We start from the raw sequence: 16429 nt of genomic DNA, 5'->3' as shown, positions 1-16429 counted from the left end.
CCCGCAGCGGAGCCGTTCACGCGTGAGGCCGGGGAAGAGAGAGCGACGTCACCCTCCCCCAGGGCCCTTCATGAACATCTCGCACCGACTCAACGATCCCGCCCGGCGCCGGGGTTCCCGTCGACCGGCCTCTGGCGGAATGTGCTCGCACGGGCTACGCGAGGACGGTGACCGGGTCGCCGACCCGCAGCGAGCCGCGGGACTCGGGCACCAGGTTCTGCCCGAAGATCAGCTTCCCGGCGAAGCGGCGGTGCCGGGCGAGCGTGCGCAGGGGCTCCTTGCCGCGTCGGGCGCTGTCCTGGTCGGTCGTGGTGACGACGCAGCGGCCGCACATCCTGGTGACCCGGAAGGTGACCTCGCCGATGGCGATCCGCGACCAGTCGTCCTCGGCCCAGGCGTCGGTTCCGGAGACGACGACGTTCGGCCGGAAGCGGTTCATCGGCAAGGGGCCCTCCTCGGCGTGGTCGCCCCGCGCGATCAAGGAGTTGAGAGCGTCCAGCGATCCGAGTGTGGTGACGAGCAGGGGATAGCCGTCGGCGAAGCTGACGGTCTCGCCCGGCAGCGCGAAGTCCGGGTCGACGGGCCGGCGGACGGCCGGATCGTCCATGTGGGCGAGGCGCACGTCAGTGCCCAGGTACCCGCTGCACCAGTCGTGTGCGGCCGGGTCGGCGAGGACCGCTTCCACCTTGTCGCCGAAGATCTCCACCGTCGTCGTACCGATGGGCTCGGGCACGGGAACGCTCACCGGCTCGCGGTTCTCGGCGGACAGCCGGAGGCCGCCGTCGGAGAGTGTCTCGGCGGCGGCCAGGGCCAGACGCGGCTGCTCGCGTTGCGTGACGACCTTTCCCCCGTCGTCGATCAGGACCCAGCGTCGGTCTCCGGTCAGCCCCCAGGGCTCCACCTCGGCCTCCCGGAGTGACTGGCCCCGGAACGCCTTGACCGGATGGACGTGAATCGAGTGCAGTACCGCGTTCCCCATGACCGCCATGGTGCCAGGAAGCACCGACAATCAGGTTCGGAGGTCTCAGTACCCGCGGTACTGCTGATTGTTGTACGGGTCCTGGTAGGGAGCCGGGGCGGGGCGGGGGGCCGCGGGGCGCATCGCCTCGTAGCCCGTGTTGCCCGACATCGGGCGCGGCTGCTGCGGCTGCGGGCTGGGATAGCCCCGGGGCGCGCCCGCCTGCTGCGGGATGTACGGCGCGGGGGCCTGCTGCAGCGGCGAGGGCTGCTGGGCCTGCTGGTAGCCGTACGAGGAGGGGCCGGCCGGCAGCGCGGGGAGCGCGGACGGCAGTGCCGGAAGGTTGTTGCTGCCCGAGTCGTAGGCGGAAGGGACCCGGATCGGGGCGATCTGAGGGGTACCCCGCTCGGCGACGAGGGAGTCGTAGATCGGGGTGTCCTGGAAGGCGGAGTAGTAACCGCCGCCATAGGTGGAGCGGGGGGAGGTCATGGCACATAAGTTAAGCCCACGATGTGCTGGTTGGGGAGACCGATAAGAGGGTTGTTTTCCGTGTCGGCGGTGACGCGGGATCCCCAATGCGAGCGAACTCGGCAAAAAAGGACGTCAAAGATGGTTGAGATCGTGTAAAGGCCGAGCTTCGGACGGGTTACCGGCGGTTGACCAGGATCTTCTGTCCGAGTCATGGGAGTCGCCGGACCTGGGGATTAGGTTTGGCGAGAGCGGAGCCGGCGGTCCGTTCGGGACTCGCACCGGCGCGGAGACACGCGATGGGGGCGTACATGTCAATGCCTAAGGGATCGAATGTTCCTGTCCCGACGACCGCACTCCGGGTGGAATTGGGGTGGCGTTCAGGACCGGGAGTGCCCGACGTAGACGGCTCCGCCCTTCTGCTGGTGGCCGGAAAGGTTCGTTCGGACGGCGACTTCGTCTTCTACAACCAGCCGGCGCACTCCTCGGGCGCCGTGCGCCACGAAGGGAAGCGGAACGACGGCGGCCAGGTGACCGACGCGCTGCTCGTCGATCTCACGCGCGCGGAACCCGTCGTCGAGACGGTGGTCCTGGCCGCCTCCGCCGACGGCGGCTCCTTCGGGCGCGTTCCCGGCCTGTACATCCGGGTGCTCGACGCACAGCACGGCACGGAGATCGCCCGCTTCGACAGCACCGACGCGACCGTGGAGACCGCCTTCGTGCTGGGCGAGTTCTACCGACGCCAGGGAGCCTGGAAGTTCCGCGCCGTCGGACAGGGTTACGGAAGCGGTCTCGAAGGGCTGGCCACCGACTACGGGATCACCGTGGACGAGCCGCAGCGCGCCGCACCCCCGGTGACCCCCGCGCCCCCGCCGCCCGCCACCCTCGTGCAGGGGCCGCCACCCCACGCCGCTCCGCCGGTCACCATGCCGCCGCCGGTCGCCCCGCACATGACCATGCCCCCGCCCGTGACTCCGACTCCGAGGCCGCCCGCGGCCCCTCCGGCGCCGGTCCGCCTGTCCAAGGTGACCCTCACCAAGGAGGCCCCCTCCGTCTCGCTCAGCAAACAGGGCGGCACGACCGGTGCCATGCGCGTGAACCTCAACTGGGAGGTGCGCAAGCAGTTCTCGGGGTGGGGCAGCAAACGCGGCCGGGCCGTCGCCACGCACGCCGACCTCGACCTCGACCTGTGCGCGCTGTACGAGCTGTCCGACGGCCGCAAGGGAGTCGTGCAGGCACTCGGCAACGCCTTCGGGGCCCTGCACCAGCCGCCGTACATACATCTCGACGGCGACGACCGCACCGGGGCCGTGGCCGGGGGCGAGAACCTCTCCATCAACCTCGACCACAAACAGAGCTTCCGGCGCATCCTCATCTTCGTGACCATCTACGAAGGAGCGCGTTCCTTCGCCGACCTGCACGCCACGGTCACCCTCCAGCCGCTGAACGGCGCGCCGATCGACTTCTCGCTCGACGAGTGCACGGTGCCCTCCACGGTCTGCGCGCTCGCCCTCATCACCGGCAACGGCGCCGACCTGGTCGTCCAGCGCGAGGCCCGGTACCTGATCCCCGCGCGCGGGGTGAGCCCGCAGCGCACCGTCGACCACGCCTACGGCTGGGGCATGAACTGGACGCCCGGCAGGAAATGACCGTCCGAGCCGCCCCTCAGTTCTCGTCGAGGGCGGTGTCGGGGCGCGCGTAGGTGCGGCCCTTCCAGGCCGCGCCGCGCCCCCTGTAGTGCTGCACCGCGGAGTCGACCGTCATGAGGAGATAGAGGAACGCGGTGACCGGCAGCAGGGGAGCGAGCGACAGGGGCTGCCGGTAGTAACGGAGCATCGGCATGTACGTCGCCGTCATCACCAGCCAGGCGAGCCCGCCGGCCGCCGCCGCCCAGGCGTTCCCCGCGGCGAGGCCCGCCAGAAGGGCGACCGGCGGCACCAGGTACACGAGGGCGAGCCCGGCGACCGTTCCGGCGAGCAACGGCGGGCTGTGCCGCAGCTGGGCGTAGGCGCTGCGCGAGACCATGCGCCACAGATCGTGCAGCCGCGGGTACGGACGCACGCTGTCGACCCGCTCGGCCAGGCCCAGCCAGATGTGGCCGCCGCCGCGCTTGACGGCACGGGCGAGCGCCACGTCGTCGATGACGGCATGCCGGATCGCGTCAGGGATGCGCGCCCGCTCGGCGGTGTCCGCGCGCAGCAGGACGCATCCCCCCGCCGCGGCCGCCGTCCGCGAGCCCTTCACGGCGATCCGGCGGAAGGGGTAGAGCTGCGCGAAGAAGTAGACGAACGCAGGCACGACGAGCCGCTCCCACAGGCTCACCACCCGCAGTCGCGCCATCAGCGAGACAAGGTCGAAACCGCCCGTGCGCGCCGCCGCCACCAGCAGGCGCAGACTGTCCGGCGCGTGCGCGATGTCCGCGTCGGTCAGCAGCAGATATTCGGGTTCCCGCGCGCGGGCGAGGCCGATGCCGTGGTGTACGGCCCACAGCTTGCCCGTCCAGCCCGCGGGCGGTTCCCCCGGTGAGCCGACGGTGAGCGGCAGTCCGCCGTGCCGGCGCGCCAGCTCGCGGGCCAGCTCTCCGGTGCCGTCCGAGCTGCCGTCGTCGACGAGGAAGATCTCGGCCCGCCCCGGATAGTCCTGGGCGAGGAGCGAGGGCAGGCTCTCGGGCAGGACGGCGGCCTCGTCCCGGGCCGGCACCACGACGCACACAGAGGGCCAGTCCGACGGTTCGCGGAGGGCGGGCAACCGTACGTCCGTACGCCAGAAGAAGCCCTGGCCGAGCAGCAGCCACAGCCACGCGGCCAGTGATCCGACAGCGATCCACACGAGGGCGCTCACCTGCCGCAGTCTGCCCCACCACAGTCGCCCGTAAAGACGGATCGTCTATGGTGACCGGGTGAAGATCGCGCTGATGGACTCCGGAATCGGACTGCTCGCTGCTGCCGCCGCGGTACGTCGACTGCGGCCCGACGCCGATCTCGTCCTCTCCTCCGACCCCGGCAGCATGCCCTGGGGACCCCGTACACCGGAAGACGTCACCGCGCGTGCCCTGGCCGTCGCCGAGGCCGCCGCTCTGCACCGGCCCGACGCCCTGATCGTCGCCTGCAACACCGCCTCCGTACGCGCCCTGCCCGCCCTGCGCGCCCGCCTGGAGCCGGAGGTGCCCGTCATCGGCACCGTCCCGGCGATCAAGCCGGCCGCCGCGGGCGGCGGACCCGTGGCGATCTGGGCCACGCCCGCCACCACCGGCAGTCCGTACCAGCGGGGACTGATCGAGGAGTTCGCCGGCGGAGTGGAGGTCACCGAGGTGGCCTGCCCCGGACTCGCGGACGCCGTGGAGTACGCGGACCAGGCGGCCATCGACGCCGCGATCGCGGTGGCCGCCGCCCGCACCCCCGAGGATGTAAGGGTCGTCGTCCTGGGCTGCACCCATTACGAGCTCGTCGCCGAGCGCATCCGCGCGGCCGTGCAGCGCCCCGGCCGTCCGCCGCTCGTCCTGCACGGTTCCGCCGGGGCGGTCGCCGCCCAGGCGCTGCGCCGGATCGGCGAGCTCCCGGACCCCGGGGCCCCCGCCGATTCCACGGTCACGGTGCTGCTGAGCGGACGACAGGGCGCGCTGCCCGCGACCGCGCTCGCCTATGAGGAAGGCCGCATCCTCTCGGCGGTCAGCCCCGCGCGCTGAGCTGGGCGAGCCCGCACGTCGTAACGCCGTGCCTGCTGCCGAAGGCCTCAGGCACAAGAACACCGGTGGCGAACACGCGGACACCCGCCGCTCCGCGGGCACGTTCGGTCACCGACCGGACGCCCTCGGTGGGGGCGCTCGTCCACCCGGCGGAGTGACGCTCCGCGACCCGGTGCCCGCGCAGCGGAACCTGAGTAGTCTCAAAAGCATGAGGGACCACCCCCACGGCGAAACCTCCCCGCACCCGGAGATCTGGACCGGACGCGCGAGGAATCGTGTTCAGTGGCTGCCCGCCATAGGCGGCCTGGCCTGTCTGGCTCTCGGGATCGAGCTGGCCGTCAGTTCCGGCTGGACGTCGGGAACGGCGCCGCTGGTCATGTCCGTCGTCGGATGCATCGCGGCCGGACTGCTCATCCTCTTCGGCACCCTGGCGTTCGTGCATGTCGCCGTGAGGGTGGACGAGGACTGCCTGGAGGTGCGCTGTGGCCACATAGGGCTGCCGCGCCGCCGCATTCCCCTCTCCACGGTCGTCGGTGCCGACTTCGCGCCTCAGGTCACCCCGCGTCAGTGGGGCGGCTGGGGATATCGCTGGCGGCCCGAGCAGGGAACCGCCGTCATCGTCCGGCGGGGCGAGGGCGTGGTGCTACGCCTGGGTGACGGCCACACGTTCACGATCACCGTGGACAACGCCGAGGCGGCGGTACGGACCATCCGCGGCCATCTGCCCCCGGACGCGACCGGCGTCGTGCGCTGACGGCCGACGCAGGCGTCGGTCACGACCCGACCCCAGGTGACCGTCGGACCGCCGGGTCGGCGCCAGGACGTCGTCCGGCTCCCCCGTGATGAGCGGTCGTGCGGTCGCGAGTCCGGCGAGCAGTCCCGCGCCCGCGGTCACCGTCATGAAGCTCAGTGCGTTGCCGATCGACGCGATGGCGGCCACAGCCGTCAGGGCCGCGCCCGTCGTCAGCGCGATCGGCGTGGTGCGCGGCGAGCGCAACAGCGCGTACAGGACCCAGCAGAACGCCGCGGCGAGCAGGACCACGCCGGTCAGACCCTGTTCGGCTGCCTGCTGAAGCGGTGCGGAGTGGGGTTTGCCGTCGGGCAGCAGCGACTGGGCGACCGTCGGGCTGAGCTCTCCGTAACGTCCGGGCCCGATCCCCAGCTCGGGATTCGCGCGGGCCATGCGCAGGGCGTCGTGCCAGAGCAGGATGCGGTGCTCGGTGAGCTGGCCCTTCAGGGACTCGGTCAGTCCGCCCGGCAGCGCGTCCTCGCCGATCGCCCAGGTCGCCCCGGCCGCCAGCGCCGCGGCGGCCGCGAGCCCCGTCAGGCCGAGGGCGCGGCGCCGCACACGGGCGGCGGCGAGCGAGCACAGCAGGACCCCGGCGCAGGTGACGAATCCGGTGGTGGACCCGAGGAGTGCCGCCGTCACCGCGGTGCCGGCGGCGAGCAGCCGCAGCGCGAGCCGCAGGGCGGGCGGGCGCGCGGCCCAGGCCGCGCAGCACGCGGCACCGCAGGAAAGGGTCAGCAGGGCGGCCGTGGCACCGGTGTGGCCGAGTTGCAGGCTGATCTGCGGGCCCGGCGTGGCGATGGCGAGGCCGAGTCCCGCCAGCGCTCCGGCACCAGCGGCGGCCACCGGCAGGAGCGCTCCGAGGATCCGTCCCGAGGCGTAGCCCGCCGCGACGGCGAGCACCGCCAGCAGCATGCCCTCGGGCCGGCCGTCGTGCGCGGCCGCCGTGATCAGCGACCAGGAGGCACAGGCCGCGAGCACGACCATGCCGGCGACATCGGAGGCGCTGCGTCTCTCGCCCGTGGCCGCCGCATCAGCCGTGGACGTCATCCCCGTGGAACCCACCCTCGTCGCCCCCCGACGCTGCCGGACCCCGGGCGCCGTCACCGCATCAGGCCGCACGTCAGAGGCTCGGGCACACCGTAACGGGTGGTGCGTCGGTTTGGGGACCTGTTGTGCAGGAACGTTGCGGCAGATCGGTGCGAAGGGGTCGACCGAGCGGTGTTCCGCCCATCGGGACCGAGCTGTCGGCGCCCAGGTCAAGCGCCGTACACTCCCCAAGTGACCGTCACCGCAACCACCGTAGACGAGCCGGAACAGCTCGAACCCCAGGCCGTGCCCGCCCCGCGCGGGGCCGCCCTGGCGCGTCGCCTCGTTCCGGCCGCCGCCGCGGCGCTCTCCGGAGTGCTGCTGTACGTCAGTTTCCCGCCACGGACCCTGTGGTGGCTCGCCCTGCCCGCCTTCGCGGTCTTCGGCTGGACTCTGCGCGGTCGCTCCTGGAAGGCCGGTCTCGGCCTCGGCTATCTGTTCGGCCTCGGATTCCTGCTGCCGCTGCTGGTGTGGACCGGTGTCGAGGTCGGCTCCGGTCCCTGGCTCGCGCTCGTCGCGGTGGAGGCGATCTACGTAGCGCTTGTGGGCGCGGGGATCACGTTCGTCTCCCGGCTGCCCGGGTGGCCGCTGTGGGCGGCGGCTCTCTGGATCGCCGGAGAGGCGGCACGCGCGCGTGCGCCCTTCGGCGGCTTTCCCTGGGGGAAGATCGCGTTCGGACAGGCCGACGGCGTCTTCCTCCCGCTCGCCGCGGTCGGCGGTACTCCGGTGCTCGGCTTCGCGGTCGTGCTGTGCGGCTTCGGGCTGTACGAGATCGTCCGCCTGGCCGTCGAGCGGCGCGGCACCGGCGTCCTGCGCCGCGGCGCGGCCGTGGTGGCGCTGCTCAGCGTCGCCGTCCCCGTCGTCGGAGCGCTCGCCGCGCGGATGCTGGTCAGCGACAAGGCCGAGGACGGCACGGCGACCGTCGCGCTCATCCAGGGCAACGTCCCGCGCGCGGGGCTCGACTTCAACTCCCAGCGGCGCGCCGTCCTCGACCACCATGTGCGGGAGACCGAGCGACTGGCCGCCGAGGTCAAGGCGGGCAAGGCGGCCAAGCCCGACCTGGTGCTGTGGCCTGAGGACTCCTCCGACATCGACCCGTTCACCAACGCCGACGCGCGCTTCGTGATCGACGAGGCCGCCAAGGCGATCGGTGCCCCCGTCTCCGTCGGCGCGGTCGTCGAGCGGCACGGCAAGCTCTACAACGAGCAGATCCTGTGGGACCCGGTCAAGGGCCCGGTGGACACGTACGACAAGCGCCAGGTCCAGCCGTTCGGCGAGTACCTGCCGCTGCGCCCGCTGCTCGGGGCGATCAACAAGAACTGGACGAGCATGGTGCGCCAGGACTTCAGCCGCGGCACCGAGCCTGGCGTGTTCAAGATGAACGGCACCGGGGTCGGCCTCGTCACCTGCTACGAGGCGGCGTTCGACTGGGCCGTGCGCAGCACCGTCACCGATGGCGCGCAGATCATCTCGGTGCCCAGCAACAACGCGACCTTCGACCGCAGCGAGATGACCTACCAGCAGCTCGCCATGTCCCGCATCCGCGCCGTCGAGCACAGCCGCACCGTCACGGTGCCCGTGACGAGCGGTGTCAGCGCCGTGATCATGCCGGACGGGAAGATCACCCAGAAGACCGGGATGTTCGTCGCCGACTCGCTGGTCCAGAAGGTGCCGCTGCGCTCCTCCGAGACGCCGGCCACGAAGCTCGGCATCATCCCGGAGATGATCCTGGTGCTGGTCGCGGCGGGTGGTCTCGGCTGGGCGGTGGCGACGGTGGTCCGCTCGCGGCGGATCACCGGCGCCTAGGACGGGGTTCCCGGGTCCGCGCGGGGTGACGGAGTCGCGCCGATAGGGTCGGCGTCATGGCTATTCCCGACTTCATCCGCGCGATCCGGGCCTCCGCGGGCCACCAGCTCCTCTGGCTTCCCGGGGTGAGCGCCGTGGTCTTCGACGACGAGGGCAGGGTTCTGCTCGGGCAGCGTTCGGACAACCACGAGTGGGCTCTCATCTCCGGCATTCCGGAGCCGGGCGAGCAGCCCGCGGCCTGCGCGGTGCGCGAGGTGTACGAGGAGACGGCCGTGCACGTCGAGGTCGAACGCGTCGTCATGGTCCGGGCCGGGGGGCGGGTGACCTTCGACAACGGTGACGTCTGCCAGTTCATGGACACCACGCTCCAGTGCCGTGCCGTCGGCGGTGAGGCCCGCGTCAATGACGACGAATCGCTCCAGGTCGGCTGGTTCGCCGTGGACTCCCTGCCGACGCTGAACGAGTACGCCCTCGTCCGGATCAAGCAGGCGCTGGTTGACGAACCCACATGGTTCGAGCCTATGACCTGAGTGCGAAGTGTGTGTGCTGACCACATCGGTTGAGGCGTGAGTGCTGCCTAGGGTCGAGGCATGACCGCGCCCAGCGCCCTCCCGGGCCCCCACGTCTCCGCACTCGACCTCGGCGGCCGCACCGCCCTCGTCACGGGCGCCGCGAGCGGCATCGGCCGCGCCTGCGCGCTGCGGCTCGCCGCCGCCGGAGCCAAGGTGAGAGCGGTCGACCGGGATGCGGCGGGCCTGGAGACCTTGGCCGAGGAGATACACGGTCTGGCCGGGACCATCGAGCCGCACGTCCTCGACCTCACCGACCTCGACGCGGCGGAACAGGCGGCGGCCGGCACCGATGTCCTCGTGAACAACGCCGGGCTGCAGATGGTCCGCCCCATCGAGGAATTCCCGCCCGAGGCGTTCCACACGCTGCTGACCGTGATGCTCGAGGCCCCGTTCCGGCTCATCCGCGGCGCTCTGCCGCACATGTACGGGCAGGGCTGGGGCCGCATCGTCAATGTCTCCTCGGTACACGGGCTGCGAGCCTCGGCGTTCAAGTCGGCGTACGTCGCCGCGAAACACGGCCTTGAGGGCCTCTCGAAGACCGCGGCCCTCGAAGGCGCGCCCCACGGAGTCACCTCGAACTGTGTGAACCCCGCCTATGTGCGCACCGCACTGGTCGAGAAACAACTGGCCGATCAGGCGCAGACGCACGGGATTCCGCGAGAGCGCGTTCTGACCGAGGTCCTGCTGCGGGACAGCGCGGTCAAGCGGCTGATCGAGCCGGAGGAGGTCGCCGAGGCGGTGGCCTACCTATGCGGCCCGCAGGCGGCCTTCATGACCGGAACATCGCTGGCGCTGGACGGGGGCTGGACCGCGCACTGAGCCGGGTCGCCCCACTCGCCTCGGCCCGCGCCTCATCGGAGCCGGTCCTCGCCCCGAGCCTTTGCCGGAGTCGGCCCCCGTCACGAGCTACAACGGAACCGGTGTTTGCCCCGATCCGGGTCGGCAGCCGGCCCCCGTCATGAGTCGCCCCAGCCCCTGCCCGAGCCGTACCGGACCCGACCGGACCCGACCCCGAGCGGTCCCGGACCCGGCCCCACCCCGAGTCGTACCGGAGTCGGTCGTGAGTTATCCACAGGGCCGGGGCGCCGGCCAGCGGATGCGCGATCCTGTTGCCATGTCCCGCGATCACCTGCCATCAGCCGAGCGCTCCGCCGACAGCGCGGAAGCGCCGTTCCTGGAACTCCTGGCCAGAGGAGCGACCGCCGACGCCTACGAGCAGCCGGTACTGCTCGCCCGCGCCGAGGGCCTGCCCGCCGAACGCGTCGCCGCGCTCGAACAGGCCAAGCTGCTCGCCCTGCGCGTGCGCACGGAGATAGAGGGACGACGCCGCCGCGAGGCCGAACTCTCAGCGCTCTTCGAGACCGCGCACGACCTCGCGGGCCTGCGCGACCTCGACGCCGTACTCCAGGCGATCGTGCAGCGGGCCCGGTCGCTGCTGGGCACGGACATCGCGTATCTCAGCCTGAACGACGCGGCCGAGGGTGACACCTATATGCGTGTCACCGAGGGCTCGGTCGCCGCGCGCTTCCAGCAGTTGCGGCTCGGCATGGGGGAGGGCCTGGGCGGACTCGTCGCCCAGACCGCCCGCCCGTACGTCACCGACGACTACTTCAAGGACGAACGCTTCCAGCACACCCGGACCATCGACGCGGGTGTACGGGACGAGGGGCTCGTCGCGATTCTCGGCGTGCCGTTGATGATCGGGCCCCAGGTCATCGGCGTGCTGTTCGCCGCGGACCGCAGAGCGCGGGTCTTCGAGCGGGAACAGATCGCGCTGCTCGGCTCCTTCGCGGCCCTGGCCGCGGCCGCCATCGACACGGCGAACTCGCTGGCGGAGACCCGCTCCGCCCTCGACCGCCTGGGCCGGGCCAACGAGATCATCCGGGACCGCAGCGGAGTGATCGAGCGTGCCTCGGACGTCCACGACCGGCTGGCCGAACTCGTGCTGCGCGGCGGGGGAGTCCACGACGTGGCCGCCGCGGTGTCGGAAGTCCTGGACGGCACGGTCGAGTTCGCGGAGCCGGGCGGCACACCGGCGATGGCCGTGGAGGCGGCCCGAGCCGACGGGCACGCCGTACGGCACGGGGACGACTGGGTCGCCGCGGTGGCGGCGGGCGGCGAACTGCTGGGCGCGCTGGTGCTGCGCGGGCATCCGGGCCTCGACCCCGTCGACCAACGCACCCTGGAGCGCGCCGCGATGGTCACTTCGCTGCTCCTGCTCGCCAGACGTTCGGCCTCCGAGGCCGAACAACGGGTACGCGGCGAGCTGTTGGACGACCTGCTGGACGCCCGCGACCGTGATCCGAGACTGCTGCGGGAGCGGGCCGCGAGGCTGCACGCCGATCTCGACGGCACGCATGTGGTGCTGGCGGCCCGACTCGACCTCATCGCCGCCGACGCCGACCAGGAGGCGGGCGCGCGCAGACGGCTGTGGTCGGCGGCGTCCCATCTCGCCACCACCCGCCATGGACTGGCGGCCGCCCGCGACGGTGGAACCGTCCTGCTGCTCCCGCTCGGGCCCGGCGACACAGCGACGACACTGGCCCGCCGCACGGCCAAGGAGCTGGGCACCGCGGTTCACGAGGCGGTCACCGTCGGCGCCTCCGCGCCGGTCGACCGGCTCGCGGCGCGCCCTGAAGCGGTGGCCTCGGCATACATGGAGGGGCAGCGTTGCCTGGAGGCGCTGCGCCTGCTCGGCCGGGCAGGCGACGGAGCGGCCGCCGAGGACTTCGGGTTCCTCGGGCTGCTGCTCGCCGGGGACCGGGACATCTCCGGGTTCGTGGGCCGCACGATCGGCGGAGTCGTCGCCTACGACGAACGGCGCGGCACAGACCTCCTTCGCACCCTCGACGCGTACTTCGCGAGCGGTATGAGTCCGGCGCGCACGAAGGACGCCCTGCACGTGCATGTGAACACCGTGGCGCAGCGGTTGGAGCGGGTGGGGCGTCTGCTCGGCGACGACTGGCAGAGCCCGGCCCGCACCCTGGAGATCCAACTCGCGCTGAGACTGCACCGGTTGTCGTCGGACGGGCCGCACTGATCCCCGCACGCGGCATCACCACGTACGGGGATCGGGAAGTGCGGACCTGCGGTCAGACGGTACGGGCGTCCGCCGGTGCGGTGGGGGCGGGCCGCTCGTCGGCCGCGGCCTCGACGTCGGACAGGTCGCGGTCGCGGGTCTCCTTCGCGAAGCCCACGGCGATCAGGGTCAGGACGACCGCCCCGATCACATAGAGAGAGACGGGAGTTGAGCTGTCGTACGAGGAGAGCAGTGCCGTCGCGATGAGCGGCGCGGGCGCGCCCGCCGCGACGGAGGCGAACTGGGCACCGATGGAGGCACCCGAGTAGCGCATCCGGGTCGCGAACATCTCGGAGAAGAAGGCGGCTTGGGGTGCGTACATGGCGCCGTGCAGGACCAGGCCGACGGTGACGGCGAGGACCAGGTTCGCGAAGCCGCCGGTGTCGATCAGGGAGAAGAACGGGAACATCCAGAGGCCGACGCCCGCGGCACCGAGCAGATAGACGGGGCGGCGGCCGATGCGGTCGGAGAGCGCGCCCCAGGCCGGGATGACGGCGAAGTGCACGGCCGAGGCGATGAGGACAGCGTTGAGCGCGGTCTGCCGGGAGACGCCGGCGGAGGTGGTGGCGTACACGAGGATGAAGGCGGTGATCACGTAGTAGCTGATGTTCTCGGCCATGCGGGCGCCCATCGCGACGAGCACGTCACGCCAGTGGTGGCGCAGGACGGAGACCAGCGGAAGCTTCTCCGGCTCGTCGGTCCCGGCCGTACGGCGGGCCTCGGCGCGCGCCAACGCCTGCTTGAACACAGGTGATTCATCGACAGACAGACGTATCCACAAACCGACGGCGACCAGTACGCCGGAGATCAGGAAGGGGATGCGCCAGCCCCAGGAGACGAAGGCGGCGTCGGACTGGGTGGCGGTGAGCAACGAGAGGACACCGGTCGCCAGGAGCTGGCCCGCGGGTGCTCCGGTCTGCGGCCAAGATGCCCAGAATCCTCGCCGCTTCGCGTCGCCGTGCTCGGACACCAGCAGGACGGCACCGCCCCATTCGCCGCCCAACGCGAAACCCTGCACCAGGCGCAGCCCGGTCAGCAGCACGGGGGCCGCAGCGCCGACGGTCGCGTGCGTGGGCAGCAGACCGATCGCGAAGGTCGCCCCGCCCATCAGCAGCAGGCTCAGCACCAGCAGCTTCTTGCGGCCGAGCCGGTCGCCGTAGTGCCCGAAGACGAGCGCGCCCAGCGGCCGGGCCGCGAATCCGACGGCGTACGTCAGGAAGGACAGCAGCGTGCCGACGAGCGGGTCGGAGCCGGGAAAGAACAGCTTGTTGAAGACCAGGGCGGCGGCCGAGCCGTAGAGGAAGAAGTCGTACCACTCGATGGTGGTGCCGATGAGACTGGCGGCGACGATGCGCTTGAGGCTGGCGGGGGGTGGGGGAGCGGTGGTTCCGGAGGTCATGTGCGCCACTTCCTCATGTGCGGTGGGGACGGGTACGTGTCGGCACACGGTAGGAAGACGCACGTCAGGCGCACATGTGGTGGGGCAACATAGTTCGATGGTTGGCTATGCGTTCGGCGACCATGCCGGCGCACGGACGGGCGGTTCAGGGGCTCGAAGATGGTCGAAACGAGTGCTGTCAGGGACGCGTAGTTCGGGGCCACCACCCCTGGGCGGTCCCGCCCGTCTCCCCCACCCTCCTGCCCAGCACTTCTGCGGCGGCCTCCAGCCCGAGCGACGTCGGGTTCCAGAGATTCTCGCCATCCCGGCTGCTGCCCTCGGAGACCGGGAGTCCGTGCCGGGCCAGGTCCAACGCCGCTTACGGAAGGCCCTTGTTCTGGGTGGCTGTGGGCAGGGTTCGGCTGCGGCGGGTGGCGCTGGCGTCGGCATAGCGGACTGGCTCAACGGTTCCGCCCGTTCGGCTTATGCGGACCCGTTCAGGGCGGTCAGAGCCGTGCGGGCCTTGGGGGCGAGCAGGGGGCTGAAGTGTCGGTTGATGGCAAGGGCTTCGGTGAGGTCGCTGTGTGCGGCGTTCTGGTCGCCGAGGGCTTGTTCGATGACGGCCCGGTGGTAGTGGAAGAGGGCGTTGCGGGTGCCCTGGGCGAGGGCTTGGTCGGATTCGGTGAGGGCCTCGCGGTCCTGGCCGTTGGCGTGAAGGGCCCAGGCCAGGGCGTCGTGGGTGTCCATGAACGGCCGGGTCTTCAGGCCCTGCCGGGCGATGGCCAGGGCCCGTCCGGGGTCACCGTGATCGGCTTCGAACAGGGCCGCGTCGGAGTCGAGGGCGACTCCGTTGCCGGTGAAGAGCTTCTGTTCGGCGCGGAAGACCTGGTACTGCTGGGCGGCTTCCTGGTTGCGGCCGAGGGACTGGTAGAGCTCGCCGAGTTGGAGGACGTATTCGGGCTGGGGAACCCGTTGCACGGCCCGGGTGAGGTCGGCGAGTGCCGCGTCGGTGTGTCCGAGGGCGGCTTCGGCCCGCGCCTTGGCCTGGAGCAGGGGGGTGTAGCCGGGGGCGGTGGTCAGGCCCGCTTCGGCCTCGGTGAGTTCGGTGGCCGGGTCGCCGTTGTTGAAGGCGAGTTCGCCGAGGTAGTAGTGGGCGAAGGCGGCGTCGGCGGGGCCGGCGGCGTCGTTGAGGGCTCGGCGCATGTCGGTGCGTGCGGTGGTGATGTCGCCGCTGAGTTCCGCGACGTAGGAGGCCCGGGACAGGGACGGCGCTCCGGGGCGGAGGTCGACCATCCGCTGGACGGCGTCGGCTGCCTCGGAGTAGCGGCCGAGCTGGGTGCAGGCGTCGGCAAGGGTTCCGTACAGGGAGGAGTTGTACGGGTTGACGGCGACGGCCTTGCGGGCCCAGTCCAGCGCCTCGGTGAACTGGTGGCGGCCGGCTTCCAGGGCGGCCATGCCGCCCATCGCGGTGAAGTTGTCGCTGGTGTGAAGGGCCAGCGAGCGTTTGAGGACCGCTTCGGCCTTGGGGTAGTACGCCGGGTCGGCGGTGCTCTTGGCCTGCTGGACGTAGTCGAGTCCGAGGGTGGCCAGTGCGACCTCGTCCCGTGGCGTCTCCTTGAGCTTGGCCTGGAGCCGGGTGATGTCCGCGGCGAGCGGGTCGGCTCCGGCCGGCGGGCTGCCCGCTTTGACGGGCGGGGTGGTGCCGGTGGGCGCCGCGGGCCAGGGGGCCAGGCCCAGCCCTCCGGCGAGGAACAGCCCCACGCCGAGGACACCGGCGACGGTGGCGGACAGCAGAATACGTCGGCGCGGTGGGCGTCGGCGGAAGGCCATGGTCAATTCCCGCTCCGGGGTGGGGTGCGTGGGGGCGATGCGGACGGGTGTGGTGGGCTGGGGTGGGCGAGTGTGGCGTAGGCGACCACGTTGTCGAGGTAGCCGCCCGCTGCCGGGTCGTAGGTGCCGCCGCAGGTGATCAACCGCAGTTCGGGGGGACCGGTGGTCGCGTAGACCTCGTTGTCGGGGAAGTCGTCCTTCGCGTACTGCCGCAGCGCTCGGACGGTGAAGTCGGCGTGGGTGTGGTCGGCCCGGTCGATGGATATGGAGTCGCCTGGGCGCAGTGCGGATATGCCGTAGAAGGCGGCCGGACCGGTCAGGGAGTCGACGTGGCCGACCACGATCGCGGCGCCCGGATCACCGGGGCGTGGACCGTCGCTCCACCACCCGACCTGGCCGGGGTCTTGCGGGGCGGCGAGGTGGCCGTCCGACTGGACCCGCAGGTCGATCAGGGGGCGGTCCACGCTGATGCCGGGTATGCGTATCCGCACGGGTCGGGCGGCCGGCGCGGCCGCGCCGGCGGTGTGCCGGGTGCCGGGAGCTTCGGGCAGGGGCGGCAGAGCCCCTATGTCTACGTGGGCCGGGGTGCGGGTGTGGTCGGTGACCAGCGCGGTGGCGCCGGCCGCGGCCAGGCTCAGGCCGGCGACGACGGCGGCCGCGGAGAGTCCGCGGACGCGGCGCGGGGGGGGGGGGGGGGGGGGGGGGGGGGGGGGGGGGGGGGGGGGGGGGGGGGGGGGGGGGGGGGGGGGTGGGGGGAGGGAGGGGAGGGAGAGATAT

General features: G+C 71.9%; 14 protein-coding genes. 7 read left to right on the top strand and 7 right to left on the bottom strand.

Annotated elements, in window-relative coordinates:
* Nucleotides 1-154: 154 nt before the first annotated feature.
* Both ACZ6KY_RS18065 and ACZ6KY_RS18060 read right to left on the bottom strand, forming a co-directional pair.
* A complete protein-coding gene (locus ACZ6KY_RS18065; protein ID WP_469311250.1) occupies nt 155-979 on the bottom strand; it encodes an MOSC domain-containing protein in 825 nt (274 codons plus the stop codon).
* A gap of 45 nt (nt 980-1024) precedes the next feature.
* A complete protein-coding gene (locus ACZ6KY_RS18060; RefSeq protein WP_469311249.1) occupies nt 1025-1447 on the bottom strand; it encodes a DUF6643 family protein in 423 nt (140 codons plus the stop codon).
* A gap of 296 nt (nt 1448-1743) precedes the next feature.
* Here ACZ6KY_RS18060 and ACZ6KY_RS18055 point away from each other — a divergent pair, with 296 nt between their 5' ends.
* Complete coding sequence (locus ACZ6KY_RS18055; protein ID WP_469311248.1) at nt 1744-3075, top strand: TerD family protein; 1332 nt, start codon at nt 1744-1746, stop codon at nt 3073-3075.
* A gap of 16 nt (nt 3076-3091) precedes the next feature.
* Here the strand turns inward: ACZ6KY_RS18055 and ACZ6KY_RS18050 are convergent, their stop codons facing one another.
* Nucleotides 3092-4267, bottom strand: coding sequence for a glycosyltransferase (locus tag ACZ6KY_RS18050; protein ID WP_469311247.1), 1176 nt, complete (start codon nt 4265-4267; stop codon nt 3092-3094).
* A 58-nt stretch (nt 4268-4325) separates the two neighbouring features.
* Here ACZ6KY_RS18050 and ACZ6KY_RS18045 point away from each other — a divergent pair, with 58 nt between their 5' ends.
* Both ACZ6KY_RS18045 and ACZ6KY_RS18040 read left to right on the top strand, forming a co-directional pair.
* A complete protein-coding gene (locus ACZ6KY_RS18045) occupies nt 4326-5111 on the top strand; it encodes a glutamate racemase (protein WP_469311246.1) in 786 nt (261 codons plus the stop codon).
* Between the two features lie 208 nt (nt 5112-5319).
* Complete coding sequence (locus ACZ6KY_RS18040) at nt 5320-5865, top strand: hypothetical protein (RefSeq protein ID WP_469311245.1); 546 nt, start codon at nt 5320-5322, stop codon at nt 5863-5865.
* Here ACZ6KY_RS18040 and ACZ6KY_RS18035 read toward each other — a convergent pair.
* A complete protein-coding gene (locus ACZ6KY_RS18035) occupies nt 5755-6948 on the bottom strand; it encodes an O-antigen ligase family protein (RefSeq protein ID WP_469311244.1) in 1194 nt (397 codons plus the stop codon). The two genes, ACZ6KY_RS18040 and ACZ6KY_RS18035, sit on opposite strands and share 111 nt — an antisense overlap.
* A gap of 231 nt (nt 6949-7179) precedes the next feature.
* Here ACZ6KY_RS18035 and lnt point away from each other — a divergent pair, with 231 nt between their 5' ends.
* The 4 genes from lnt (at nt 7180) to ACZ6KY_RS18015 (ending at nt 12405) form a co-directional block, all read left to right on the top strand.
* Nucleotides 7180-8793, top strand: coding sequence for an apolipoprotein N-acyltransferase (lnt, locus tag ACZ6KY_RS18030; protein WP_469311243.1), 1614 nt, complete (start codon nt 7180-7182; stop codon nt 8791-8793).
* Nucleotides 8794-8849: 56 nt separating this feature from the next.
* A complete protein-coding gene (locus ACZ6KY_RS18025) occupies nt 8850-9323 on the top strand; it encodes an NUDIX hydrolase (protein WP_469311242.1) in 474 nt (157 codons plus the stop codon).
* A gap of 60 nt (nt 9324-9383) precedes the next feature.
* The gene (locus ACZ6KY_RS18020) at nt 9384-10184 is read left to right on the top strand and encodes a 3-hydroxybutyrate dehydrogenase (RefSeq protein WP_469311241.1); all 801 of its coding nucleotides are present in this window, start codon (nt 9384-9386) and stop codon (nt 10182-10184) included.
* Between the two features lie 295 nt (nt 10185-10479).
* Nucleotides 10480-12405 (top strand): helix-turn-helix domain-containing protein, encoded by a 1926-nt coding sequence (locus ACZ6KY_RS18015; protein WP_469311240.1) that lies wholly within the window; start codon nt 10480-10482, stop codon nt 12403-12405.
* 52 nt (nt 12406-12457) lie between these two features.
* Here ACZ6KY_RS18015 and ACZ6KY_RS18010 read toward each other — a convergent pair whose 3' ends face one another.
* The 3 genes from ACZ6KY_RS18010 to ACZ6KY_RS18000 form a co-directional block, all read right to left on the bottom strand.
* Nucleotides 12458-13843, bottom strand: a complete 1386-nt coding sequence (locus ACZ6KY_RS18010) for an MFS transporter (protein WP_469311239.1) — start codon at nt 13841-13843, stop codon at nt 12458-12460.
* A gap of 462 nt (nt 13844-14305) precedes the next feature.
* A complete protein-coding gene (locus ACZ6KY_RS18005; RefSeq protein WP_469311238.1) occupies nt 14306-15652 on the bottom strand; it encodes a tetratricopeptide repeat protein in 1347 nt (448 codons plus the stop codon).
* 2 nt (nt 15653-15654) lie between these two features.
* Entirely contained in the window at nt 15655-16203 is a 549-nt protein-coding gene (locus ACZ6KY_RS18000) for a class F sortase (protein WP_469311313.1), read from the bottom strand.
* Nucleotides 16204-16429 lie beyond the last annotated feature (226 nt).

It is taken from the genome of Streptomyces sp. NPDC042002, assembly GCF_055588305.1.
This window is presented reverse-complemented; position numbering and strand designations above follow the sequence as displayed.

Bases quoted from the DNA above. Each gene is read 5' to 3' on its own strand.
- ACZ6KY_RS18020 (WP_469311241.1), top strand. From the start codon at position 9,384: ATGACCGCGCCCAGCGCCCTCCCGGGCCCCCACGTCTCCGCACTCGAC.
- ACZ6KY_RS18010 (WP_469311239.1), bottom strand. From the start codon at position 13,843: ATGACCTCCGGAACCACCGCTCCCCCACCCCCCGCCAGCCTCAAGCGC.
- ACZ6KY_RS18015 (WP_469311240.1), top strand. From the start codon at position 10,480: ATGTCCCGCGATCACCTGCCATCAGCCGAGCGCTCCGCCGACAGCGCG.
- ACZ6KY_RS18005 (WP_469311238.1), bottom strand. From the start codon at position 15,652: ATGGCCTTCCGCCGACGCCCACCGCGCCGACGTATTCTGCTGTCCGCC.
- ACZ6KY_RS18055 (WP_469311248.1), top strand. From the start codon at position 1,744: ATGCCTAAGGGATCGAATGTTCCTGTCCCGACGACCGCACTCCGGGTG.
- ACZ6KY_RS18035 (WP_469311244.1), bottom strand. From the start codon at position 6,948: ATGACGTCCACGGCTGATGCGGCGGCCACGGGCGAGAGACGCAGCGCC.
- ACZ6KY_RS18065 (WP_469311250.1), bottom strand. From the start codon at position 979: ATGGGGAACGCGGTACTGCACTCGATTCACGTCCATCCGGTCAAGGCG.
- ACZ6KY_RS18060 (WP_469311249.1), bottom strand. From the start codon at position 1,447: ATGACCTCCCCCCGCTCCACCTATGGCGGCGGTTACTACTCCGCCTTC.
- ACZ6KY_RS18040 (WP_469311245.1), top strand. From the start codon at position 5,320: ATGAGGGACCACCCCCACGGCGAAACCTCCCCGCACCCGGAGATCTGG.
- ACZ6KY_RS18025 (WP_469311242.1), top strand. From the start codon at position 8,850: ATGGCTATTCCCGACTTCATCCGCGCGATCCGGGCCTCCGCGGGCCAC.